Annotated in this window: 24 protein-coding genes and 3 pseudogenes; 20 read left to right on the top strand and 7 right to left on the bottom strand. The window is 62.0% G+C overall.

The window, feature by feature from the left end:
• Positions 1–77 precede the first annotated feature (77 nt).
• The 3 genes from ACNKFW_RS19865 to ACNKFW_RS19855 are packed head-to-tail and all read right to left on the bottom strand — an operon-like array spanning position 78 to position 2856.
• Positions 78–1043 carry a response regulator gene (locus tag ACNKFW_RS19865; protein ID WP_072463932.1) on the bottom strand — a complete coding sequence of 322 codons (966 nt, stop codon included), beginning with the start codon at positions 1041–1043 and terminating at the stop codon, positions 78–80.
• Positions 1040–2377 carry a sensor histidine kinase gene (locus ACNKFW_RS19860; protein ID WP_188128711.1) on the bottom strand — a complete coding sequence of 446 codons (1338 nt, stop codon included), beginning with the start codon at positions 2375–2377 and terminating at the stop codon, positions 1040–1042. The genes ACNKFW_RS19865 and ACNKFW_RS19860 overlap by 4 nt, the downstream gene beginning before the upstream one ends.
• On the bottom strand, positions 2374–2856 hold the full coding sequence (locus ACNKFW_RS19855; protein WP_083539298.1) for a molybdopterin-dependent oxidoreductase: 483 nt from the start codon (positions 2854–2856) through the stop codon (positions 2374–2376). Before ACNKFW_RS19855 ends, ACNKFW_RS19860 begins: the two co-directional genes overlap by 4 nt.
• 136 nt (positions 2857–2992) lie before the next feature.
• On the opposite strand from ACNKFW_RS19855, the gene ACNKFW_RS19850 reads away from it, so the two are divergent.
• The 19 genes and pseudogenes from ACNKFW_RS19850 to ACNKFW_RS19760 all read left to right on the top strand — a co-directional run.
• Positions 2993–3472: a hypothetical protein gene (locus ACNKFW_RS19850; RefSeq protein ID WP_011749575.1), complete on the top strand. Its 480-nt coding sequence runs from the start codon at positions 2993–2995 to the stop codon at positions 3470–3472.
• A gap of 1 nt (position 3473) precedes the next feature.
• The gene (locus ACNKFW_RS19845; protein WP_011749576.1) at positions 3474–4046 is read left to right on the top strand and encodes a hypothetical protein; all 573 of its coding nucleotides are present in this window, start codon (positions 3474–3476) and stop codon (positions 4044–4046) included.
• An 8-nt stretch (positions 4047–4054) separates the two neighbouring features.
• Entirely contained in the window at positions 4055–4534 is a 480-nt protein-coding gene (locus ACNKFW_RS19840; protein WP_011749577.1) for a hypothetical protein, read from the top strand.
• Positions 4531–5058, top strand: a complete 528-nt coding sequence (locus ACNKFW_RS19835; RefSeq protein WP_011749578.1) for a hypothetical protein — start codon at positions 4531–4533, stop codon at positions 5056–5058. The genes ACNKFW_RS19840 and ACNKFW_RS19835 overlap by 4 nt, the downstream gene beginning before the upstream one ends.
• Entirely contained in the window at positions 5055–5579 is a 525-nt protein-coding gene (locus tag ACNKFW_RS19830; RefSeq protein ID WP_011749579.1) for a hypothetical protein, read from the top strand. The genes ACNKFW_RS19835 and ACNKFW_RS19830 overlap by 4 nt, the downstream gene beginning before the upstream one ends.
• Positions 5580–5602: 23 nt before the next feature.
• Complete coding sequence (locus ACNKFW_RS19825; RefSeq protein ID WP_231000334.1) at positions 5603–6574, top strand: hypothetical protein; 972 nt, start codon at positions 5603–5605, stop codon at positions 6572–6574.
• Entirely contained in the window at positions 6571–9138 is a 2568-nt protein-coding gene (locus ACNKFW_RS19820) for a vWA domain-containing protein (RefSeq protein WP_353430116.1), read from the top strand. Before ACNKFW_RS19825 ends, ACNKFW_RS19820 begins: the two co-directional genes overlap by 4 nt.
• Positions 9135–9671, top strand: a complete 537-nt coding sequence (locus ACNKFW_RS19815) for a hypothetical protein (RefSeq protein WP_011749582.1) — start codon at positions 9135–9137, stop codon at positions 9669–9671. The genes ACNKFW_RS19820 and ACNKFW_RS19815 overlap by 4 nt, the downstream gene beginning before the upstream one ends.
• A 71-nt stretch (positions 9672–9742) precedes the next feature.
• Entirely contained in the window at positions 9743–10153 is a 411-nt protein-coding gene (locus ACNKFW_RS19810) for a hypothetical protein (protein ID WP_128493044.1), read from the top strand.
• A gap of 27 nt (positions 10154–10180) precedes the next feature.
• A complete protein-coding gene (locus tag ACNKFW_RS19805) occupies positions 10181–10771 on the top strand; it encodes a hypothetical protein (protein ID WP_011749584.1) in 591 nt (196 codons plus the stop codon).
• 8 nt (positions 10772–10779) lie between these two features.
• Entirely contained in the window at positions 10780–11598 is an 819-nt protein-coding gene (locus ACNKFW_RS19800) for a type III restriction enzyme, res subunit (RefSeq protein ID WP_011749585.1), read from the top strand.
• Between the two features lie 92 nt (positions 11599–11690).
• A complete protein-coding gene (locus ACNKFW_RS19795) occupies positions 11691–13982 on the top strand; it encodes an AAA family ATPase (RefSeq protein ID WP_418025876.1) in 2292 nt (763 codons plus the stop codon).
• Between the two features lie 235 nt (positions 13983–14217).
• Positions 14218–14975, top strand: a protein-coding gene (locus tag ACNKFW_RS19790) for an IS5 family transposase (protein ID WP_114669055.1) whose coding sequence is annotated in 2 segments (ribosomal slippage) — positions 14218–14542 and positions 14542–14975 — 759 coding nt in all. Because the reading frame shifts where the segments join, the coding sequence is not laid out codon by codon here.
• Between the two features lie 91 nt (positions 14976–15066).
• Positions 15067–15381, top strand: a pseudogene (locus ACNKFW_RS19785) (transposase); the annotation flags it as partial.
• A 76-nt stretch (positions 15382–15457) separates the two neighbouring features.
• A complete protein-coding gene (gene tnpA, locus ACNKFW_RS19780) occupies positions 15458–15889 on the top strand; it encodes an IS66-like element accessory protein TnpA (protein ID WP_143091340.1) in 432 nt (143 codons plus the stop codon).
• Positions 15886–16239 carry an IS66 family insertion sequence element accessory protein TnpB gene (gene tnpB, locus ACNKFW_RS19775; protein WP_028710877.1) on the top strand — a complete coding sequence of 118 codons (354 nt, stop codon included), beginning with the start codon at positions 15886–15888 and terminating at the stop codon, positions 16237–16239. The genes tnpA and tnpB overlap by 4 nt, the downstream gene beginning before the upstream one ends.
• Before the next feature lie 64 nt (positions 16240–16303).
• Positions 16304–17977, top strand: a complete 1674-nt coding sequence (locus ACNKFW_RS19770; protein ID WP_024844429.1) for an IS66-like element ISPpa7 family transposase — start codon at positions 16304–16306, stop codon at positions 17975–17977.
• A 122-nt stretch (positions 17978–18099) separates the two neighbouring features.
• A pseudogene (locus ACNKFW_RS19765) lies at positions 18100–18738 on the top strand (IS5-like element ISPpa3 family transposase); the annotation flags it as partial.
• Positions 18739–18794: 56 nt separating this feature from the next.
• Positions 18795–18974, top strand: a pseudogene (locus ACNKFW_RS19760) (transposase); the annotation flags it as partial.
• Positions 18975–19080: 106 nt separating this feature from the next.
• Here ACNKFW_RS19760 and rpoZ read toward each other — a convergent pair.
• The 3 genes from rpoZ to ACNKFW_RS19745 form a co-directional block, all read right to left on the bottom strand.
• The gene (rpoZ, locus tag ACNKFW_RS19755; RefSeq protein WP_281029390.1) at positions 19081–19320 is read right to left on the bottom strand and encodes a DNA-directed RNA polymerase subunit omega; all 240 of its coding nucleotides are present in this window, start codon (positions 19318–19320) and stop codon (positions 19081–19083) included.
• Positions 19317–20048: an NADH dehydrogenase ubiquinone Fe-S protein 4 gene (locus ACNKFW_RS19750; protein ID WP_418025742.1), complete on the bottom strand. Its 732-nt coding sequence runs from the start codon at positions 20046–20048 to the stop codon at positions 19317–19319. Before ACNKFW_RS19750 ends, rpoZ begins: the two co-directional genes overlap by 4 nt.
• Before the next feature lie 80 nt (positions 20049–20128).
• Positions 20129–20626 carry an Hsp20 family protein gene (locus ACNKFW_RS19745; RefSeq protein WP_043869993.1) on the bottom strand — a complete coding sequence of 166 codons (498 nt, stop codon included), beginning with the start codon at positions 20624–20626 and terminating at the stop codon, positions 20129–20131.
• A gap of 212 nt (positions 20627–20838) precedes the next feature.
• Between ACNKFW_RS19745 and ACNKFW_RS19740 the strand changes: the two genes are divergently transcribed.
• Positions 20839–21063, top strand: coding sequence for a hypothetical protein (locus ACNKFW_RS19740; RefSeq protein ID WP_043869994.1), 225 nt, complete (start codon positions 20839–20841; stop codon positions 21061–21063).
• Between the two features lie 42 nt (positions 21064–21105).
• On the opposite strand, the gene ACNKFW_RS19735 is transcribed toward ACNKFW_RS19740, so the two are convergent.
• Complete coding sequence (locus ACNKFW_RS19735) at positions 21106–23310, bottom strand: amylo-alpha-1,6-glucosidase (RefSeq protein ID WP_043869995.1); 2205 nt, start codon at positions 23308–23310, stop codon at positions 21106–21108.
• Positions 23311–23314: the final 4 nt, after the last annotated feature.

Below are 23314 nucleotides of genomic sequence, written 5' to 3'. Positions count from 1 at the left end.
GCCGAGCGATCCCGACCGCAAGCGAAAACCCAATGGGGCGGAGACGGCACTTACAGATATTCAATGCGCCGCTTCACTCAGGTCACCGGCTGCGCCAGTGGTACTGACAGAATCAACGCCACCAGTTCCGCCTGCCTTTGCACGCCGGTCTTGGAGAAGATGTTTCGCAGATGGAATGCGACGGTCGTGCCCGAGATCGCCAACCGGTCTGCAATCTGGCTGCGGCGCAGCCCTTCTGCCAACAAACACGCGACCTGGGCTTCCATCGGCGTCAGGCCGAACAACTGGCCAAGCGTCGCAGTGTCCATAGGAGGTTTGCTGTCTGTGCCGCTCAGTATCAGCATGGCGACCGCCTCATCATGGTGCGAGTGCGCTGGCAGCGACATCCCGATAATCATGAGCTGGCACCCATCGTCCAAGCGCAACCCCGTCGGCGCCATCCCTTTCCCCGGGGCCAACCCTGCGATCAACGCGGACAGCTTCCGGCCATTTTCGCCGCTGGCGGCAAAACGCCCACTCAGCGAGATTCCGGCCGCGCCCGACAAGCTTTGGGCCAGAGGATTGGCATGGACCACGCCGCCATTGGCATCGAGCAGCACCACGCCAAGAGCCAGGCGGTCGAGGGCGGCCAGGCCAGATCGATCTCCCGGCATTGCGCGCAACCTTTGCATCCGGTTCAGGCGCGCTTCAACGGTGGCACGAAGCAGGTCGTAATCAATGGGCTTGGTCACATAATCGTCGGCCCCCGCCATGCGCCCATCGATTACCTGCTGGCGCGAGGACAGGGCAGTCAGAAAGACAAAGGGCACGTCATCAAGATCGGGTCTCGTCCGGCGCAAATGGGACATGAACCTCTTGCCGTCCATGCCGGGCATCAGGATGTCACAGAGGATCAGATCGGGGCGCTGCCTTTCCAGACAGGCCAGCGCCTCGCGCGCATCTCCGGCGGCGCTCACGATGTAACCGGCCTCGTGCAGTTCGAAGGCGATGTCGTCGCGCAGGGATGGTTCATCCTCGACACACAGGATCAGTGGCGCGGTCATGCGACGTCATCCTTCGGCAGGTAAAGCGCGGCTGTCAGGCCTCCCCCGTCACGCTGCGTCAAGGTCACGTCTCCTCCCTGTATTCGCGCCAGATCGCGCGCAAGCGTCAGCCCCAATCCGGAGCCGGGCAAAGTCTCGTGCCCGCTGCCTCGGTAGAACCTGTCAAAAGCACACTCAATCTCTTCGGGCGACATACCCCTCCCTCTGTCCTCGATCCGACAGACGATGCAGTCCCGCGACTGAAAAACACTCACATCGACGCGGCAATCGGGCGGAGAATACAAGAGCGCATTGCGCAGGAGGTTGGACAGGATTTCGGCGGTCAGCATCGGATCGCACAGCGCGACAGTTGGTTCTGTTTGCACCGACTGCCGAATACGGGCCGGGTCGCGGTCCCACGCCGTCGCCATCAGGTCATCAATGACTGAAGATACAAGATCGTTTAGGTCATGGGCGCGCAGGCTAGGAAGAACCGCATCGCGTTCCAGCCGGGACATCATCAATGCGGTATCTGTCAACTTCACGAGCCGCGCGACCGCCTCACGGGACACCGCCGCCTTTTCCGAGATCAGTTCTGGTGGAACCGGGCCGCCGCTGCGCCGCGTCAGGCGGTGCATCGCGCTGTCGATTACGGCTAGCGGCGTGCGGAACTGATGGGCAATCAGGTCGGCGAACCGGCGGTGGTTCTCGGAGGTTTCGCGTTCGCGTTCCAGATCGCTGGCGAGCTTCTCAGCCCGCAGGTGGTCCAGCTGTCCGCTCATCAGCCGCCTCTCACGATCGATCAGGATTGCCACCAGCCCCAATCCCGCTACAGCAGCCCCCAGCACTGACATCAGCGCAAGCAAATGCAGGTGCCTCAGGCTGTCCAGGCGCGTGGCCTGACTCTGCCATTCATGGGACATCACCAGACTCGCCTTGGTCCTTAGTGCAGCGACCAGCGCCGTGACATGTGCCCGCAGCGCGGCCGGATCGGCACCTTGCGCGGGGTCAAGCGCCAGAAGCCCACTGCGCCAGCGTGCAAGTGTTTCGGACACTCCCGCATTCTCGAGAAAGCGACGTTGCGGCCCATCTTCCAACAGCGTCAGCCGCGAAACCAATATATCAAAACGGGTCTGGATCTGTTGTGGCGCTGCCTCATCCGAGAGCGCCAGCGCAAGGTTCAAGGCCTCGATCTGCGTCTGGCCAAAGACCCAGATCATGTTCTCGGTTGCGGCAATGCGCATCTGGCGTTCCAGCACCACAAGCTGCCACGCAGCCAGCGCCAACAGGCCCAGGCAGATCGCCACCAGCCCACCAAGCCACAGATAGCGGGCCCGCCCGCCTGTGCCGGTCATTGCACATGCAGCGCGACAAGCTGCCAGACCCATCGCATGTCATACCGTATATCGGCCAGAACGCCGTGATTGTCGCGCGGATAGACGATCCAGACTGGACCCTTGTCACGCGGGGTCAGAGGCACGTCATCCATGTAAAGCGCGGCTAGAACATCAAACCGGTGAAAATCCTCGACAGGTATATCGACGACATAGTCGTTCAACGCTGTCGCGCGCACACTACTTCCCTCGGCTCCGGCATGGGCGAGGACGTCTCGCATCAGCACACCGCGGAACTCCGGCCTGCCATCTGTGACGCTGGTCGATGTCGAAAACTCATGCCAGTCCATCGTATCGAAATCCGCGCGCGTCATCTCCACTCTGCCGTCCGTGACCGCGCCGGTCAGGGTCAGCAGGACGTCCTCGGCAGCCGCTGGTACGGCCATGAACACAAGTGCCGTCATCAACGCGGTCTGAACGATGTGATACCGCAAGCTCATCACCACAACCCAAAATGAAAACCAGGTTCCGGACTGAACTCTATCACAGGAGACTACATGTTCCCCGTTCAAACGAATGGGGCGGCCAGTCTTGAGCAGAACTAAACTCGGAATCAAACAGCAGGAGGATCTACGCTTGACCATCTTCTCGACCATGCGAAGAGCGGGCATACCTGTTCTGGCCTGTCTTCTGGCGCTGCCGGCGCTGGCCGACGAGCCTGGAGGGCTGGTTACCGGCAGTTTTGGCGATCAGCCGCTGGAGCTGACTGTTGCCCCCGAATTGTCCGGCGCGACGATCATCGGCAACTATGCCGATGCCTCCTTGCTTGCCTCACAGATGGAGGGCGATCAGGGGCCGGTCAATCTGGAACTGACGATCAATGGCGAATTGCCCGCGCCCGGCGAAATGGCGCTGACGATCACCTTTGCGCGCGACATGGGACGGAATTGGACCGGCGATCAGGACAGCCTGACACTGACCCTGGAGGAATTCACGCCGGGCGACGGGATTGTCGCCTTGAAGGGCACGCTCACCGGGCAAGTCAGTGGCGGCCCCTCATCCGAAACCCGGCCCGTCACCTTCAGCTTCGACACCCGGCTTGAAGAGCTTGACTGAGATGGCTGGACCCGCCTTTGCCCGAACTGCGGCCCTGCTGCTGATCGCTACGGCAACCTCAGCACTGGCCGGTGAACCGTCCAACCCGGTCTGCCACGCAGACGTCCATCGCGCCGGTAATTTTGACCTGCGACAGATTGGTCCGCTGATCGCGGGAACGTGGACCGAAGCCGCCATCGGAACGAGTGTGGCAATAGGCGTTCAGGAGAGCACCTTCGAGATCATTTATGATCGGAACCGCAACCGATTGTATCTGGGTTCGGACGGCATTCAGACCGAACTGGTGCCGGTTCGAGGTGGCAACAAGCCGCTGCGCTTTGACTTTGTGCGTGGCGAGGCAATGGACCCGCAGTTTTATATGTTGACTTCAACGGGTTCCGAGCCCGGCGCGGAGCCTTGGGAATGGGCGTTGGTTCAGGATTGCCAGATTGCCTCGGCGCCGCAATTCGAATGGCAATTCGGCACCGGTGCGCGGCGCTCGGACGGGATCATCAGTTTCTTCTCGGCCAATGAGGCGATGGGAACAAAACGCAATTCGGCGCGGGGCGTCCGCGAACAGCTGATCAGCCGATAGGAATGCCAATGAAGGTGCTTGTCCCGCTTGTCCTGGCCCTCGGAATCGCAACCCCCGCTGGTGCATTGGACGCCATCGGCGAGATCGGGGCAAACTTGGACGGTGAAGAACTGAACTGGCAGGTGATGCGTCAGGATGATGGCTCGGCGATGGTGCAGATCACCGATATCGGCCCGCTGACCATGATCGAACTGCATGCACTTGGTGACGGCAGCATTTCTATCGGCCTGATCTTTCACGGCAAGCCTTCCGGAGATACGCCGCCCGCCGGTCTGACCATCGACATGCGGCCCGATCGCGGGGCGATGGCGGGCGCGGTCTGGGAAAGCGAGGAAGAGCCGCCGCAGATGTCGATCGACCTGCTGGATCTTGAGGATGAAGGCCGCATCCAGGCCAGCTTTGCGGCAACCCTATGCCGCCGGGATGCCCCGGACGACTGTCGCGACGTCGAGGGGCGGATCGACACGTCGTTGGGTGCAGGCCCATGACACTGGCCGAGTTTCTGGCTGATCCGCTGCGCGTGACGCAAATCTCCGACAGCGTGCTGGAGATCGAGAATCGTCCGGTCCGGCGGGCGGTGATTGCTGCGGCGGTGATATTGGTGGCGATCGCGGCGGGCCTGGCAGCCATCGGGGATGGTGCGACCGGAACGGGGATCATCGTGCTTGCCGTGGTGGGCCTGATCGGTTGGCTCTACATGCACGAGTTGGTGCAGCTGACTCAACTGAGCCTGGACAGGCATGCCGGTCTTGTCCGGCTGCGTGTGACCACATTGCGCGGGCGGCGTGAAGAGACATTCGCACTCTCGGACCTGCACAAGCTGGAAAGCATCGCGCACTATGGCACGGCGGCAGGAAACGATGAGACCCGGCTGGTGCTGATTTGCGGATCGGGACCAGAGCGGCGCGAGATCATAGTGCCCATGTTCCGCCCGGATCCCGAAGAGGTGGCGCATCTGACGGGCGTCGTCAATGGCTGGCTTTCCCGCCAGGGAAAGGGAAACCCGTCATGAGTATTGAGACGAATACGCCCGAACGACTGGAACTGGAACTGGCGATACCGCGCTTTATCCTGTGGTTCGTCATGCTGCCTGTCCTGCCGATCACCCTGATCGGGCTGGCCAATCTGATCGGGGGAGAAATCCTGACCGCGCTGGTGCTGCTGGTCGGGCTGAACGGGGCCTTTCTCGCGGGATATATCGCCCTGTCCGAGCGCACACGGCTCAGGTTGGACGCAGGGTCGGGGCTGGTCAGCATCATCCGGACATCGCGCCTCGGCACGCGTCAGCGGGACTATCCGCTCGAGGCGCTCGACAGTGCCGAACTTGACCGCAGCCATACCTCGCGAGAGGACCGCAGCACCTCGAAGGTGGTTCTGGTTTTTCGCAACACCCGCCCGGCAACACGGGTTCCGTTGTCACGTTGGGGCGTATCGGGCGATGGACCTGGGCAGGTCGCCAATGACATCAATGCCTGGCTGCGACGCCATTTCGGGGGCGAACAGACTGCCCCCGCATCTCAACCTTCAAGCTGATTGCCCCAAAAGGAACCGGAGCCATGTGGGATTTCAATATCGGACAAGCTCTCGGACTGTTGGGCCGAACATTGCCTTTCGTGCTCCTGCGTGCCGCCGTCTATTTCGGAATCACACTGGCCTATATTCTGGCCACCGGCGCCGGTATCGGGGTCGGCTGGGGCGTTGGCGCCTTCGGGGATGACGAGTTCCGCGCGACCGCGATGGCTTGGGGCGGCATTGCCGGCTTTGGCCTGACCGGCGCTGTAATGTACTGGCTTCGGGAATACATTCTCTACATCGTCAAGGCAGGCCATGTCGCGGTTCTTGTCGAACTGATTGACGGCAAGCCCCTGCCGGAAGGACGCGGCCAGATCGCCCATGCAACGGCCGTGGTGAAGGGGCGCTTCGGCCAGGCCTCACTGCTCTTCGCGCTGGACCAACTGGTCAAGGGAGTCATTCGCGCCGTCATCGGCCTTGTGCGCGGTGTATTGTCCATCCTGCCGATCCCCTATGTCCGGCAGTTGATGGGCATTGTGCAGGCCTTCCTGCGCGTGGCGGTGGGCTTCATCGATGAGGTGATCCTCGCCCATGCCATCCGCACCCGCTCGACCGATCCCTGGGGATCCGCACGCGAGGCGCTGGTGCTATATGGCCAGAACTGGAAGGCGATGCTCCGGAACGCCGCCTGGCTGACGCTCTTCACCTATGGTCTCGCCTTCCTGATCTTCCTCGTGATGCTCGCCCCGGCAGCGGCACTGGTCTACGTCATGCCCGGCGCCTGGTCGGCGGGCGGCTTCGTTTTCGCGTTGCTGTTCGCCTGGAGCGTCAAGGCTGCCTTTCTCGAGCCCTTCGCCGTCACCTGCCTGATACAGGTCTATTTCAGGATCACCGATGGCCAGGAGCCCGACCCTGAGTGGGATGCGCGGCTGGAGCAGATGTCCTCACATTTCCGCAAGCTGAAAGAGCGCGCCGATGCCCGCTTCGGGACAGCGCGCGATGGAGAAGCCGCATGAGATCTCTTGTGACCGCCGGGCTTATCGCCCTGACATCCGCCCTTGCGCCGGCGGCGCTTGCCCAGGAGCGCCCCAGCACGATCCTTGTTTTGGACGCCTCGGGGTCGATGTGGGGGCAGATCGATGGGATAAACAAAATCACCATCGCGCGCGATGTCGTCGGGGACATTGTGTCGGATTTCCCCGCCGATCAGAATCTCGGTTTCGTCACCTATGGCCATCGCGAGCGCGGGCAATGCGCGGATATCGAAACCTTGGTCGAACCCGCGCCCGGCACTGCGGCAGAGATCGCCGGCATCGTTGAAGGGTTGAACCCGCGGGGCATGACCCCGATGACCGATGCCGTCGTCACCGCGGCTCAGGCGTTGCGCCACACCGAACAGGCGGCGACGGTGATCCTGGTTTCCGATGGGATCGAGACCTGCAATCCTGATCCCTGCGCCGCCGCCCGCGCATTGGAAGAAGCGGGCGTAGATTTTACCGCCCATGTCATTGGCTTCGATGTGCGGGGCGAAGCCGACGCCCTGTTGCAGATGCAATGCATCGCCGAGGAAACCGGCGGCCGCTTCCTGACTGCCGACAATGCCCAGGAACTCAACCAAGCCTTGCGCGAGGTCACTGCCGCGCCGGCCTCAGGGAGTTTCACCTTCACCGCAAATCTCGGAGGCGAGGAGATCGGCGACGAGACCATCTGGGAGCGGCCAGCAGCGCCACTGGAGCTTCCGCTTCTGTCCGGCGAGGTGATCTGGGAGATATCGGATACTTCGTTCAACATGGTGCAGACCGGCACCGCGAACCCCTTCATCACGGATCTGCCGTTCGGCGACTATATCGTGACGGTCCATTCGACGGCGCAGGACGACTTCTCGCAGACCGAGGCCAGTTTGGCGTTGGACAGCGCGCGCAATGTCCACGCCATTTTCCCGCCCATCACGTCGCAACAGCCCACCGCCCAGGTCTTCGGCCCTGCACAAACCTTGGTTGGCTCCGCGTTTACGGTGAGCTGGGAAGGTGAGGGTCTGGCTCCGCGTGATTATGTGACAATTGTCCCCGCCGACGCCGAAGACGGAGCCTATGCGGACTATGACCGGCTGGAGAACCGTACCGAAGGCGAGCTTCGTGCACCTGCCGAGCCCGGTCTCTACGAAGTGCGTCTGCAATTGGACGCGGGGAACCGCGTGCTCGCCCGCACCCCGGTCGAGGTGGTTGATGCCGACGTCACGGTCTCCGCACCCGCCCAGGTCGTTGTCGGGTCGGCATTCCCGGTCACCTGGCAGGGCGAGGGCCTGCACCCGCGCGACTACGTGACAATCGTTCCCGCCGGTTCGGCGGACGGCACCTATGCCGACTACGATCGCATGCAAGGTCGGAGCGAGGGCGAGCTGCGGGCGCCTGCCGAGCCTGGCCTCTACGAAGTGCGCCTGCAATTGGACGTGGGGGACCGCGTGCTCGCCCGCACCCCGGTCGAGGTGGTCGATGCCGAGGTTGCTGTCTCCGCGCCGGCTCAGGTCGTTGTCGGGTCGGCTTTCCCGGTCACCTGGCAGGGTGAGGGCCTGCACCCGCGCGACTACGTGACGATCGTTCCCGCCGGCTCGGCGGACGGCACCTATGCCGATTACGATCGCATGCAAGGTCGGAGCGAGGGCGAGCTTCGCGCGCCTGCCGAGCCCGGCCTCTACGAGGTGCGCCTGCAATTGGACGCGGGGGACCGCGTGCTCGCCCGCACCCCGGTCGAGGTGGTCGATGCAGAGGTCACGGTTTCCGCGTCGGCCCAGGTCGTTGTCGGTTCGGCGTTCCCGGTCACCTGGCAGGGTGAGGGCCTGCACCCGCGCGACTACGTCACGATCGTTCCCGCCGGCTCGGCGGACGGCACCTATGCCGACTACGATCGCATGCAAGATCGGAGCGAAGGCGAGCTTCGCGCGCCTGCCGAGCCTGGCCTCTATGAGGTGCGCCTGCAATTGGACGCGGGGGATCGTGTGCTCGCCCGCACCCCGGTCGAGGTGATGGATGGTAATGTTTCGCTTGACGGACCGGACAGGGCGCGGGCCGGCGCCGAGATCACGCTATCCTGGACCGGTGCCATACATCCGCGCGACTACATAGCCATCGTTCCCGGCGGCACACCGGACGGCGAGCAAAGTGGCTATCGCCGTATTCAGGACGAAGATCAGGCCACGTTCACTGCACCCGCGGAGCCTGGTGCCTATGAAATCCGCTACCATTTGGACCGCGGCGATCGGGTCATGGCCCGGCGACCGCTCGAGGTGCTGGCGGCGGATGCGCCGATAGACGAGGGTGCCGGGCTTATGGTTCCTGGTACAGCAAGGCCGGGCGATATCGTTACAGTTTCGTGGACAATCGAAGCTGGCGATGCCGACCGGCGCGTGGCGCTGGCACGAGCTGATGCGCCCGACTTTACCTGGATTACAGTCGATCACGTGGGCGACGAAACCGAAACGGTAATCAAGCTCCCGGACGAGCCGGGACAATACGAAGTGCGGTTTCTCGACCTTCAAAGCCAGAGCGTTCTCGGACGCGCGATGATCACGCTCGGCGAATGAACTACGACAATTTCAAAGAATCGGGAGCACTCACGACCATGCTCAGATCAGCCATCGCTGCATTTGGCTTTCTCGCCCTTGTCGTACCCGTCATCGCTGCAGAACCGGGGGGAGCGGCGTCAGGGACGATCGCAGGCGAAGAGATAGAACTGTCGGTCTGGACAGAGCAGTCCGACTTCACGTCTTCAAGTTTTTCGATCTATTTTCAAGCACCGGCACTGAGAGAGCGCGGCCTGGGCAGCTTGTCCCTCGGCGCAGAGTGGATTGGCGATCTCGATGGTGACTTCTTTTCCGCAGAAATCGATATCCCAATTCTCGATACCGATCCGTATCGCATTTACCGTGCGGACCTGGACGATGAACTCTCCCTGACAATTACGAGCGCCTCGCACCAAGGCGGTGTGCTGGCTATCGCGGGCCAGGTGGAAGGTGTTCTAACCAGTGTGGACCGGATTGCCCTTCGAAATCCTGATCCCGACGATACTCTCAGCGTTAGCCTGACGTTTGAAGCCGTATTGGGTGAGTTGCAGTGAGGACCGCGGCGCTTTCCCTAATTGCGATCTGCCTGTCCGCGCCTGTGTTGGCCGATCAGCCGGGTGGGGATATGACTGGGTTTCTGGAAGAGACGCCTGTTTCATGGCGGATCGACGCCGAGCGGTCAGAATACCATTTCGAGAGCGAAGGCATTGGCTCTCTGCGGATTCTTGCCGAACCGCAGGAGGTGCCATCGGGCATCGGTTCCGTTCGGTTGATGGTGATGGTGGCCGATGGGACCACAAGTCTTCTCGAACTGCGGCTCGAGGACGAAGACGGAAATCCCGCTCTTGGACTGTCAAGCGAGGCCGGGGGCCAGGCAATGCTCGACATCGACCACGACAATGACGGTTCACTTCACTTCACCGGCGTGATCGAGGCAGGTCTGATGGCCTACCCGATGTCAGGCCGAACTGCCGGCGAACGACAAATGCTGGTTCTGGATGTGGATGGAGGCCGGATCACTGCTACCGGGCACTAGCGTTCTGCGGCAGGGAGGACAAATCCAATGAGACCGGTCATCGTTTTGACAGCCATTTTGTCCTGCGCCGCCGTTCCCGCGCTGGCGCAGCGCGCGAGCGACATTTCGGGCCTTTGCGGAACGTCCTCGCCGGCAACGTGGCAGGGGCTGCGGGAACACTTCGTGGGTGACTGGCGCGTTGACCACCTGTCCGGCTACGTCCATGCCGGCAGGATGGTCATCCCTATGGAGCCTTCCCCCGAAACAGAGACCATGTCGATCTGGGTATTGGGCGAGGATCTGCTGCTCGACCATGCGGAGATGACCGAGCCGATGGCTATCACCCTTGCCGACGAAGGCCGTTGGGTGATCGAGGCCAACCATCCCGAGATCCCCGAGCCGGCACTGACGCCGGACGAAGCCGTGCTGGCGTGGGCCGGAGACTGCGATCAGGAGGATCTGCCCCGTCTCATCGGTCAGAGCCATGTGGCCATGGCGGGGGCGGTCATGGACATGACGCTGCGCATGCTGCCCGTCGATATGGACACGATCTACGCCATCCTTGAGATCGAGGGTGCCGCCCAGGGCCAGTATGTCGTCGCGCGGCGTGTGGTCTGGCTGAACCGGGCCGGCGAATAGGAGGCATTGTGAAACGATATCTCGCCACTCTGTTGGCTGCGTTGATTTTCCCCGCGGCAGCGGCGGCCCAATCTGAGATCGCATTGGCGGGCCACCTGATCGCGTTCGACACCATCGACTACGATAGTCATGCGGACCTGCTGTACAAGCTCGCCGGTCAGGTGGTTGGGCATCTGCGCAGCTACCTGAGTACGGAAGATGACGTTGAGAACGTGGCGTTGAATCACGGCAAGGAATGGGCTGATTTCATCTTCCAGCAGATGAAGGACCACTACTGGGAGATGCCTACGGACTATCGGGCGAAGGTGACCAGAGGCTTCCGCGTCCTCAATGCGCAGAACTTCAATGTTTCGGGGGTGGACCGAATTCGCGACCTGAAAAACGGTGTGACGCCCCGGTCCGACACAAGGAAATATGTATTCAACGGTTTGCAGAAATGCGGATACCCATACCAGAAATTCGATTCCGATGACGAACGCCGGTTCGCCGTTCTGATCGACGGAGACTTTGAGAAGTCTGTCCGCCGTTGGATCAAGCCGGGCGCCCGGCAGTTCCAGATCGAGTATGCGTCCGGTCAAGCCTACGAGCCGGATTTCGTGGTTGAGACGGATACGGAAAAGCTGATCGTCGAGATCAAGGCGCGGAACGAAATGACCGACGAGATTGTCCTGGCAAAGGCCCGCGCCGCTGCCGAATGGGTGAAATACGCCAATGAACATGCCGAGGCCAACGGTGGAAAGTCGTGGGGTTATCTTCTGGTTCCCGGTGACTCGATCACCGAAAGCGCCACGTTGGCGGGCCTGGTCGCGTCACACCGGCGGGAATAGGAGGCGGCTGTGAAGAAGATCGAGAACGGAACAACCGGCGACTTTATTGATAGCCCCAACAAGGCCGCGCTGAAAGAGGTCAAGTGATCCACATGCTGACTCATATCAATCTCGTCAGAAATGTGGGCCGATTTGACTCCGTATCTGCAGGCGCCAACCTTCCGTTTCAGAAATTAACCGTGCTTTACGGCGAGAACGGGCGTGGCAAGACAACCCTTTCCGCCATTCTCAAATCCCTGGCAACGAATGACCCGCTTCTTATCGAACAGCGGCACAGGCTGGGCGCGCAGCACCCGCCTCACGTCGTTGTGGCGAGATCTGCCAACCAGCATGTCTTTCAGAACGGTGGCTGGTCGGCATCAGATGACCGGATCGTTGTTTTCGACGATGACTTCGTTGCCCAGAATGTTTGCTCCGGGATCGAGATTGCCAGCGAACACTGCAAGAATCTTCACGAACTGATTATCGGTGCGCGGGGAGTCGCCCTGAATGAAACGCTCCAGCAGCACATCAGGGAAATCGAAGAGCACAATGCCGAGATACGCAAGCTCGGCGGTAACATTCCGGCCAGCGTGCGCGGCGCGATGAATGTCGATCAATTCTGCGCGCTCGAAAAGCGCGACGACATTGATGCCGCGATCGCCGAAACGGAACGCAAGATCAATGCTGCCAAGGCTTCTGACGAGGTTCAGAAGCGTGAGTCGTTCAAGAACTTTGCGCTGCCCGAGTTCGATATCGACGGACTCAACGGGCTTTTGTCCCGCGGCTTGCCGGAGCTGGAAGCGGAAGCCGCTCAAAGAGTCCGTGATCATCTGTCCCATGCCGGTCGCAACGCAGAAACCTGGGTAGCCGAAGGGCTGCCGCGTGTCGCCGCGATGGCCGAGGCAACAGACCGGAACGATTGCCCGTTTTGCGCCCAGAGCCTGGACGCGTCCCCTGTCATCCGCCACTATCAGGCGTATTTCAGCGACGCTTATGCCAAGCTCCGCGAGGACGTGACCGAGGCGGGTAAAGCACTCACCCGTGATTTTGGCGGTGATATCGCCGCTGCCTACGAACGAGCCATTGCGGCTATCTCTGAATCCCGTAACTTCTGGGGCCGGTTCGCCGATATCCCTGAGCAAGAATTCGACACGGCGGCCACCGTCCGCGCCTTAAACGCGGCGCGCGAAGCCGTGCGCCAACAGCTTTTGGCAAAGCATGCGGCGCCGTTTGAAATCGCGCCCCTCAGCGAGGAAACCCTGAATGCGATCGGGGCTTATGATGCGCTTCGCCAGCAACATATCGAGGCGATGCGCGTGTATGAGGAGGCGAACGCCAAAATCGCGCTGATAAAGGAGCAGGCAGCTTCTTCAAATCTTTCGGCCCTGCAAACCGATCTGGATAATCTAAAGCGCATCAAGGTGCGCCACAGCGATCCCTACGATGAGATCTGTCGCAAATACCTCGAAGCAGCGGCGAAAAAACAGAAAACCGAACGGGCACGGGATGCTGCGCGCGAGGCCCTTAACCAGTATCAGCAGCAGGTGTTCCCCCGATACGAAGCGGCGATCAACACTTATCTCGGCAAATTTCATGCGGGATACCGGCTAGGCAGCGTTTCCTCCCGAAACACCCGATCCGGTGCGACATGTGATTACAAGGTTCTGATCAACAATGTTCCCGTTTCCTTATCAGCCAATGCAGGCCCCTCATTCAGGAACACATTGAGCGCCGGAGACAGGAATACACTGGCGCTCGCATTCTTCTTCGCATCGTTGGAACAGGATTCCGATCTGGCGTCGAAGATCGTTGTGATCGACGATCCGATGACGAGCCTTGATGAGCACCGTTCACTGACTACGCGGCAGGAAATCATCGCGCTGACAGGCCGGGTTACTCAGGTGATCGTCATGTCCCATGAAAAGCCGTTTCTGTGTGGGCTGTGGGAAGCGGCAAGCCGCATTAATCGCGCGGCTATAATGGTCATGCGGAATGGAGACGGCTCGACACTCGCCGAATGGAATGTCAATGACGACTGCATCACCGAGCATGACCGGCGACACAGGCTTGTTGCCGAGTTCCTGAACAGCTACTCAGCCACGCAGGAGAGGAACGTTGCCGTGGCGCTCCGGCATATTCTCGAAGCCTTTGTCAGGGTCGCCTACCCTGAGCACTTCCCTCCCGGCTCCATGCTTGGCCCGTTCGTCGATAAGTCCCGACAGCGGATCGGTGAACAGAACGAGATTCTCTCAAAGGCCGATACGGTTGAACTGCGCGCGATACTGGACTACGCGAACAAGTTTCATCACGACACCAATCCGGCCTACGAGACTGAACAGATCAACGATACCGAGCTGGAAAGTTTCGCCCGCCGGACTCTGGCTTTCACCAAGCGCACTTGATCTGCTGCGCGCGAATTCCCGCAAGCTGCAGATGCTCATCCACCATCCAATTCGGTGGGGGACAAGCAATAGGCGGCGAACGGAAACGAAATCCATGGCCATGTCCCATTCATGGTCAGTCAGGAGCGGGCCGATACCGGCGACAGAGGTCTTGTCGCCGAGCCATGCCTAGGGTCAGGACCCATTGATTTCTGCGAGGCTGCGTGATTCACGGTTCGAAAAACGAGCGGTGAACATGTCTGATCTCTTCTGGTTGACCGACGCCCAGATGGCGCGTCTTGAGCCCTATTTTCCGAAGTCCCACGGCAAACCCCGCGTCGATGATCGGCGTGTCTTGAGCGGGATTATCTTCATCAATCGCAATGGGTTGCGTTGGCGCGATGCGCCTGCGGAATACGGCCCCCACAAGACGCTCTACAACCGATGGAAGCGGTGGAGCGACAAGGGCATCTTTGCGCAGATGATGGCTGGCCTGGCAGCCGATCACGGCGAGGAAAAGACGGTCATGATCGACGCGACTTATCTCAAAGCCCACCGAACCGCGACCAGCATGGCCGCGAAAAAGGGGGGCGTGGACGCCTGATTGGCCGAACGAAGGGCGGCATGAACACCAAGCTGCACGCCGTCTGTGACAGTCAGGGACGCCCACTCAATCTTTTCGTCACCGCCGGGCAGGTCAGCGACTACATCGGCGCACGGGCTTTGCTGGGTAGCTTGCCAAACGTGGAATGGCTGCTCGGGGACCGGGGCTATGACGCCGACTGGTTCAGAGACGCGTTGAAAGACAAAGGGATACGCACCTGCATCCCCGGCCGAAAGCAGCGCAAGACGCCCGTGAAATACGACAAGCGACGCTACAAACGGCGCAATCGCATCGAGATCATGTTCGGCAGGCTCAAGGATTGGCGACGTGTGGCGACCCGATACGACAGATGCCCAAAGGTCTTCCTCTCCGCCATCGCACTCGCGGCGCTCGTCATTTATTGGCTATGAGTCCTGAGCCTACGGGGTCGCAAGGGCGTTGTTGCAGAACTCCGTTTTCTGAGGGATTCACACTGTGAATCCAGTGGGCTAAGGGGCGAGTATGAGCAAGCCTGAGCCCACCCGCTACCGCACGATGAACTGGAAGTCCTACAACGATGCCTTGAAGCGGCGCGGGTCCCTTCTGATCTGGCTGGACAAGGACATGGTTTGGCGCGCACCCAAATCCGGATGCAATGGTCGGCCGCCGGTCTTCTCTGATGCCGCGATCCAGTTCTGCTTGATGGTGAAGGTTCTGTTCGGCCTGCCTCTGCGGCAAACGACAGGGATGGTGGCGAGCATCCTTTCGATGGCCGGGCTCGACTGGCGGGTGCCCGATTTCTCGACCCTGAGCCGCAGGCAGAAGGTATGCGCCGTCTCCAGCCCATTGATATCGTGGGTTTCCTGCGAGCTGCGTAGGAGCGAGCCTCTTTGTGGTTTTCTGCAAGGGGGCGATGGTGGCGGATGGTGGCGACGGGTTCGTTGGTCGTGTCGAGGTGGTTCGTCGGACGCGGGGGTATCGGCGCTGGCCTGAGGCGGTGAAGGCCCGGATCGTGGCGGAGAGTTTCCAGCCCGGGGTGCGAGTTGTGGATGTCGCGCAGCGGCATGATCTTGCGCCGCATCAGCTCTCGGACTGGCGGCGCCAGGCGCGACAGGGGCTTCTGGCGCTGCCGGCGGATGCCATGGAGGCGGTAGGCGCGACCGTGGTGCCGGCGTTCGTGCCGGTGTCGGTAGATGACGAGGTGGATGCCTCGCCTGATGCCGCGCGCGGTGCCGAAGGGGTCGTCGGAATCGAGATTGGCGACGGAATTATTGTCCGCGTGCCGGGCGACGTGTCGGCGGAGCGGGCGGCGGCGCTTGTGCGTGCGCTGCGCAGGTCGGCATGATCGTCGCCGGGCAGCGGCTGCCGATCCTGGTGGCGACCCGACCGGTGGACTTCCGTTGCGGTCATCAGGCGCTGGCACTGATCGTTCAGAACACGCTGCGGCTCGATCCGCATTCCGGGGTGATGGTGATCTTCCGATCGAAGCGCGGCGACAGATTGAAGATCCTGGTGTGGGACGGCACCGGCATGGTGCTGGTGTATAAGGTCCTGGAGCAGGGCAAGTTCGCCTGGCCGAAGGTTCAGGACGGGGTGATGCGGCTGTCACGGGCGCAATGCGAGGCGCTGGTCGAGGGCCTGGATTGGCGGCGGGTGATGGCGCAGCGGGTGACGGTGCCGACTGCGGCGGGGTGACTCAGGTCGTCGTTCCGGGCGTTGTTTTGTTGGGCTTCCCTGCCGGGATCGGATAGAAAGGGCCATGTCGCAGCCCCTCGATCTGAGCCGCTTTCCTGACCTCCCGCCCGAGGTGGTGGCGGCCTTTGCAGCGCAGCACGAGGCGCTGGAGGCCGCCCGGTTCGAGGCCTCGGTCGAACGCGCGGCACGCCAGCACGAGCAAGCGGTGGTGGCCGAGAAGGAGGCGTTCATCGCCGAGCTCAAGGAGCTGGTGGTGACGCTGGAAGGCCAGATCCAGCAGTATCGCCGCGCGAAGTTCGGGCCGAAGTCCGAGAAGCTGGACCCCGCCCAGCTGGACCTGGCACTGGAAGACCTCGAGACTGCCATCGCCGAGACCGAGGCGCGCATCGCTGCGGTCGAAGAGAAGATCGCCGCCAGCACGCTCGATCCCGAGAAGAAAGCTCGGCGTAAACCGCGCAAAGCCCGGGCGCTGCCCGAAGGCCTGCCGCATGTGGAGCGGGTGGTCGAGCCCGACAGCATCGCCTGTCCTTGTGGCTGTGGCGACATGGTCCGGATCGGCGAGGACCGCAGCAAGCGGCTGGATTGCATCCCCGCGCGGTATCAGGTGATCGTCACGGTGCGACCCAGATACGCCTGCCCCAAGGGCCGGGCCGGTGTGGTGCAGGCAAAAGCCCCGGCGCATCTGCTCGAAGGCAGCTGGCCTACCGAGGCGCTGCTCGCGCAGATCGCGGTCGCCAAGCATTCTGAACACATGCCCTTGAACCGGCAGTCGCTGGTCATGGCCCGGCACGGGGTGCCCATCGACCGCTCGGTGCTGGCCGACTGGATGGGCCGGACCGGCGCGCTGATCGCGCCCGTGGTCGAGCGCATGACGGTGCTTCTGAAGACCGGCGGCACCCGCCTCTATGTCGACGAGACCACAGCCCCGGTCCTGGACCCAGGGCGCGGCAAGACGAAGACCGGATATCTCTGGGCGGTGCTACGTGACGATCGCGGTTGGGGCGGTCCCGCCCCGCCCGGCGTGGTGTTCCACTATCGCCCGGGCCGCGCCGGCGAGAACGCCGACGAGATCCTCGACGGGTTCGACGGGACGATTCAGGTCGACGCCTATGGCGGCTACACCCATCTGGCCAAGCCCGACCGGAAGGGCGGCAAGCCGCTTGCGCTGGCGTTCTGCTGGTCGCACGGCCGCAGGAAGCTCATCGCGGCCAGACCGAAGGCCGGCTCGCCCATTGTCGACGAGGCGCTGGCGCGCATCGCCGCGCTCTATCGGATCGAGGCCGCCATCCGCGGCAAGGATGCCGGCCTGCGCCGCACCATCCGGCAGGAGCAGTCCCGCCCCCTGGTCGATAAATTCTTCGCCTGGCTCGCCGCCCAGGCCGACCGGACCTCGCGCAAGTCGGATCTCGGCAAGGCCCTGCACTACATGCTGCGCCGCCAGGACGGCTTCCGGCTGTTCCTCGACGATGGCCATGTCGACATGGACTCCAACCTGGTCGAGAACGCCATCCGCAGCCCGGCCATGAACCGCCGCAATGCGCTCTTCGCCGGCCACGACGAGGGTGGCCGCAACTGGGCCCGCTTCGCCAGCCTGATCGGCACCTGCAAGCTGAACGACGTGGAGCCTTACGCCTACCTGCGCGATCTCTTCACAAGCATCGCCACCGGCCACCTCGACAAGGACATAGACGCCTTGATGCCATGGGCCTACGCGGCAGCGACCAAGACCTCACAATGAGCACATCCGGGACTCCCGGCTGAGCTCATTGTGAGCTTCACTAACCGGCACTCGCCCCCCAACGCACCCAACTCGCGCTCCCAAGCGCACCCCAAATCCCAATGGGACGGAGACGGCGCTTACGGCAGAAGCGCATCACGGTTCAGATCACGAGCCGCCGTGCGCCGGGGCCGCTGAACCTGCTGGTGGACAGCACCGGGATCAAGTTTCTTGGTGATGGGGAATGGCTTGCCCGCAAGCATGGCCCGCATCGCCGACGCCAATATCGTAAGGTTCATCTGGCGATGGACACGGCTACAGGTGACATCCGCGCCGTCGAATTCACCTCAAGCCGTGAAGGCGACAGCCCTGTTCTGCCCGACCTGCTCAACCAGATCCCAGAGGATGAACAGATCGGCACCGTCACCGGCGACGGTGCCTTTGACACCCGACGCTGCCACACCGCGATCCTGGATCGAGGCGGCACCGCTATCATCCCGATCCGGAGGAATGGCCGTCTCTGGAAGGAGGATTGCCCCGCAGCCAGGGCGCGCAACGAGATCCTCCGGGCAACCCAGCGCTTGGGCAGGGCCATATGGAAGCGCTGGTCAGGTTATCACGTCCGAAGCAGGATCGAGGCAAGGATGCGCTGCCTCAAGGCCTTCGGTGAACGCATCTCATCACGAGACCCGGACCGCCAGACCGCCGAAATCCATATCCGCATCGCCCTCATGAACCGCTTCAATGCCCTCGGATCCGCCGAGATCAAACGCGTGGCATGAACTCAACGCGGAAAGGGAAAACTGCGCTCACACACTGACTTCTGCAACAACGCCGTCGAAAGCAGCGCAAGACACCGGTCAAATACGACAAGCGCCGATACAAGCGGCGCAACCGCATCGAGATCATGTTTGGCAGGCTCAAGGACTGGCGGCGCGTGGCAACCCGATACGACAGATGCCCGAAGGTCTTCCTCTCGGCCATCGCGCTCGCGGCAACCGTCATTTATTGGTTATGAATCCTGACCCTAGGCCCGCGAGAAGGCTGATGCCGTCGCCAAGCTTGTCATAGTTCGTGGTCCAGGTCTTGCTCATGGTGTTACCTCCTTTCTCTTCACCAGGGATTCAATACGGCCGAGCCAGCCGCTTGGGCGCCGGCGCAGGCAGGAAGGGCAACAGCTCCTCCTGCGAAATCGCACCGGTCGCGATCTCTTCCAAGGCAAGCTCTTCGGTTGCTTGCCGTTTAGGTTCGACCCGAGGTTCTGCCCCGGCCCTCAGCGCCCGGCTGCGGGCGCTCGCGGCGAGGACCAGTGCGAAACGATCGGGCACCGCCTGCTGGGCATCAATTGCAACGAAGGGATTCATGCCGCCCTCCCTTCCTCAACGGACGGATACAATCCGTCGGCGGCCACCGCCGCTTCAAGCGCCAACAGCGCTCGTTCAACCTCGGCAAACTGCGATGCACGCTGGTTTTCCGGCATGCCTTCGGTGCTGGCGACATCCTGAAGATACTCCGTGTAGGCCCAGTTCATCAGGATAGAACGGCGAGCCTCCAACGACAGGCTGGCGTCCGAAGCAACTTCAATGGGAGAACGCCCATCATCGCCGCCTTTCGGATCGCCCCGCCGTTTTGCGCCGGCCATCGCGTCACGATAGGTTTGCCGCATCTCGGACAGTCCGAGCCGAGAGAGCGTGGCATCGGACCACAGCTCGGCCTGCCTGTCCCGTGCCCGGGCGGCACGGCGCGCGGCTTCGCCTGCCGGCAGATGCACCTCGTAAGCCACCCCCAGACGCTTTGCATGGCGAATAGCGGCTTCCAGCGTCGGAAAGCTCAGGTCTATCTGTTGGATCGTGTCGTCGCCACCCGTCCAGCCCATCAAAGGCTCGAGCCAAGGACCGGTCCGGCGTGGAAAGCTCATCTTCCAGCCCTTCGTACGCGTGCGCCCCGAGGTCATCGCCGATTTCGACGGTTTCCATATCCGGGCGACCGCATCGTCCGGCAGAGAAGAGTCCCAGTCTGGTCGCGAACCGACCTGACTCAGAATGGGTGATACATGTGATTGTCCTGTGAAATCTCCGCTGATCACGTTCATCTCTTAGCCTCCAGATTGCAGGAAGGGCGTCCGGCCGCCACCCGAGCGGCCGGAACGTCCCGTTCTGGGTCCAAGCTGGTTCAGGCCGCGACCGGTTCCGGCTCTGGAGCTGTCTCGAGTTGTCTGGTCTCGAGACCCTCGGTCGCCTCAGCCGACGCGATCTCGATCCGACGCGGTTTGAGTTCCTCGGGGATCTCGCGCTTGAGCTCGACGGTCAGCAAGCCGTTCGACAGCGTGGCCGCTTCGACCCGGACGTGATCGGCCAGTTCGAACCGACGTTCAAACGACCGGCCGGCGATGCCACGATAGAGATAGCTGACACCGCCGTCACCTTCGGGCGTCTCCTTGCGGCCCGACACGATCAGCATGTTCTTGTCTTGGGTCAGGGTCAGATCGTCTTCGGCAAAGCCCGCCACCGCCATGTCGATGCGATAGTCGTCCTCGCCGGTCTTGACGATGTCATAAGGCGGCCAGTTGTCGAGCGTCTCCACTCGACGGGCTGTCTCGAGCGCGTCGAGCATACGGTCGAAGCCAACGCTCGAACGGAACAGAGGTGCAAAATCAAGTGTCGTTGCCATAGCCATATCCTCCTTTGAGCAACATGGGTACAGACATCGGGAGCACCGCAGGAGCGATGTCCCGCTTTATGGCCGATCCCCATCTGGGCGATCTGCATAAAGTGATTTGGAACAGCACCTTACGGTTTCAAGAGGATGCTCGGAAACTTTTTTCTACGAACAGCTCTCCTATATTTCTCTTGCTTCCTTGTAGCATTCGAAAGGAGGAGATCATGACCGAAAACGACGTGAAAAGCATCCTGGGTCCCGGCACGGACCCCACGCTTCTGTCTGATATTCTGCGCACCGGCGCCGACGCCTCCGAACTTGCCTGTGCCAAGGCCTGGGTCGAGGCGGACGAGGCGCAGGTCGATGCCCATAGCCCCTTCCCATCGGGCCGGGTCGCCCGGCTGGTCGAATTGCTCGAAGCCGATCAGGAAGAAGATGATCTGCAGTAGCAGAAATCGGGCTGGCGCAGACGATGGCGCCAGCCCGTCCCTTCAGGTGGTCACAATAACCCGAACCGGTCCGTCGCGACGCAGAACATCGGCAACCACGTGGGTGCCAGACCGGCGCAGAGCCACATCGACGGATCCACCATCAAGGCGGAGATTGCGCAGCACGACCTCTCCCAGAAACTCCGGAAGGATCGGTTGCTCGAAGATCACCTGCCGCGCCTCGGCGTCGAAGCGCAGCCCGAGACAGGCCTGAAGCAGCAAAAGCGGCGCTCCCGCCGCCCAGGCCTGCGGCGTACAGGCCACCGGATAGAAGGTGGGGCCTTGCGTCTCGCGGCGCGGGAAGCCGCAGAACAACTCCGGCAACCGTCGCAGGTCGATATAGGTGGCCGCAGAGAAGATGCCCTCGAAAATCCGTGCGGCCTCTTCACGGAACCCGTAGCGCGCCAACCCCGCCCCGATCAGCGCATTGTCATGGGGCCAGACCGACCCGTTGTGATAGCTCATCGGATTGTACCGTGCCTGACCCGCGGCAATGGTCCGCACTCCCCATCCGCAGAAAGACGACGGCCCCATCAGGGCTCGAACGACCGTTTCGGCGCGCTCCTCCGGGACGATTCCCGTCCAGAGCAGATGGCCCGCGTTCGAACTGCGTACTCGGCAGGGCCGTTTGTCACCATCGAGGGCGAGCACATAGGTTCCAAGCTCATCGTCCCAGAACGCCGCGTCAAAACGGGACTTCAATTCCGAGGCCTTTTGCGCCTGTTCCTCCGCGATCCCGTCATGACCGAGTTCCCGTGCGATCTCGGACGCAGCCAGCCGGGCAGCATAGACGTAGCCCTGTACCTCGCATAGCGCGATCGGCCCCTTGGCCAGCGTCCCATCGGCGTGAAACACCGCATCATGACTGTCCTTCCACCCCTGGTTGGCGAGCCCCTTGTCGCTGCGCCTCCCGTATTCCACGAAACCGTCGCCGTCCCGATCGCCATAGGTCTCGATCCAGTCGAGCGCCGCACAGACATGCGGCCAGAGTGTTTCCAGCACCACCCGATTGCCGGTGCGTTCGAAATACGCCCCGGCGAGCATCACGAACAGCGGTGTCGAATCCACGCTGCCGTAATAGCGCCGGAACGGAACTTCGCCAGTTTCCGCCATTTCGCCATAACGCACTTCATGAAGGATCTTGCCTGGCTCGGCATCGGTATCCGGATCGAATTCCGTCGCCTGGTTGGCCGCAAGATGCAGTAAAACGCCCCGCGCGACCGCCGGGTCGAGCCAGAGCATTTCCCAGGCGGTGATCAGAGCATCGCGCCCGAACACGGTGCTGAACCAGGGCACGCCCGCATAGGGATAGGGCCCCTCCTCCGTATCGGTCATGAGCATGTAGAGGTCCGAGACCGAACGGCGCATGGTCTCGTTGAATATCTCGTTGGAGCTTTGCACCGTGGCTGCGCGGGAAGAAGAACGTCTGAGTGCGCGGCGCGCGTCCCGCAACGAGCGGAAAAACAGGCGCGACGGAGGATCCTCAGCCCCATTCACGTCGCAGCCGATCTCGATAAAGAGCGAACGCGTTTCGCCGGGGGCGAGGCTCAGACGATAGACGGCTTTCCCCGGCTCAAGCTGCGCAGGCGCAGGATCAAAACGCAGAGCGGTGCTACGTGGATTGTGGTCGAGCCCCCGGTACGACAAGAGCACGTGCGAGCCATCCACCTCCGGCAAGAGCGACGTTCCCCGGCGGGCCCGCACCCGGCCACGGACCTCAAAAATATCCGCAAAATCGGCCTCAAAGGCGATTTCCAAGGTAATCTCATGTGGGGCCTCGTCGAAATTGCGTACCGCCAGCCGCTCATAACACGTGCCCTGCCAGAGAAACCGCGTCCGGCGCATGTGGATGCGATCATGCGCAATCAGACAGCGACCGGTTTCGTCATAAAGATCGGGATTCGTCAGATCGCAGGTCAGCGTGGCGTTATCGTCGCGCAATGTGGACGAGAGCAGCATGGGCCGCTCTCCCCCGATGGTCAGATAGTAATGCGAGAGATACCTGGTGTCGCGATGGAACAGGCCCTCGGGGCTGCCTGGCCCCGAGAGCACATCGCCATTGTGATCGAACACGGCGAAGGTATCGCCGTGCTTCAGGGTTCGTGGCCGCCGCTCCTGCAAGGAGGCTGCCGCCGGGATGAAGAATTGCGCCGGCGGCGCGACCAGTTGCGACGCACGCAAGGCCGTCTGTTGCAGCGCCTCGGTCATCCTA

It is taken from the genome of Paracoccus sp. TD-10 (assembly GCF_048270675.1).
Taxonomy (GTDB): domain Bacteria; phylum Pseudomonadota; class Alphaproteobacteria; order Rhodobacterales; family Rhodobacteraceae; genus Paracoccus; species Paracoccus pantotrophus.
The sequence above is the reverse complement of the archived record's forward strand: the minus strand, read 5'-3'. Positions and strand labels throughout refer to the sequence as shown.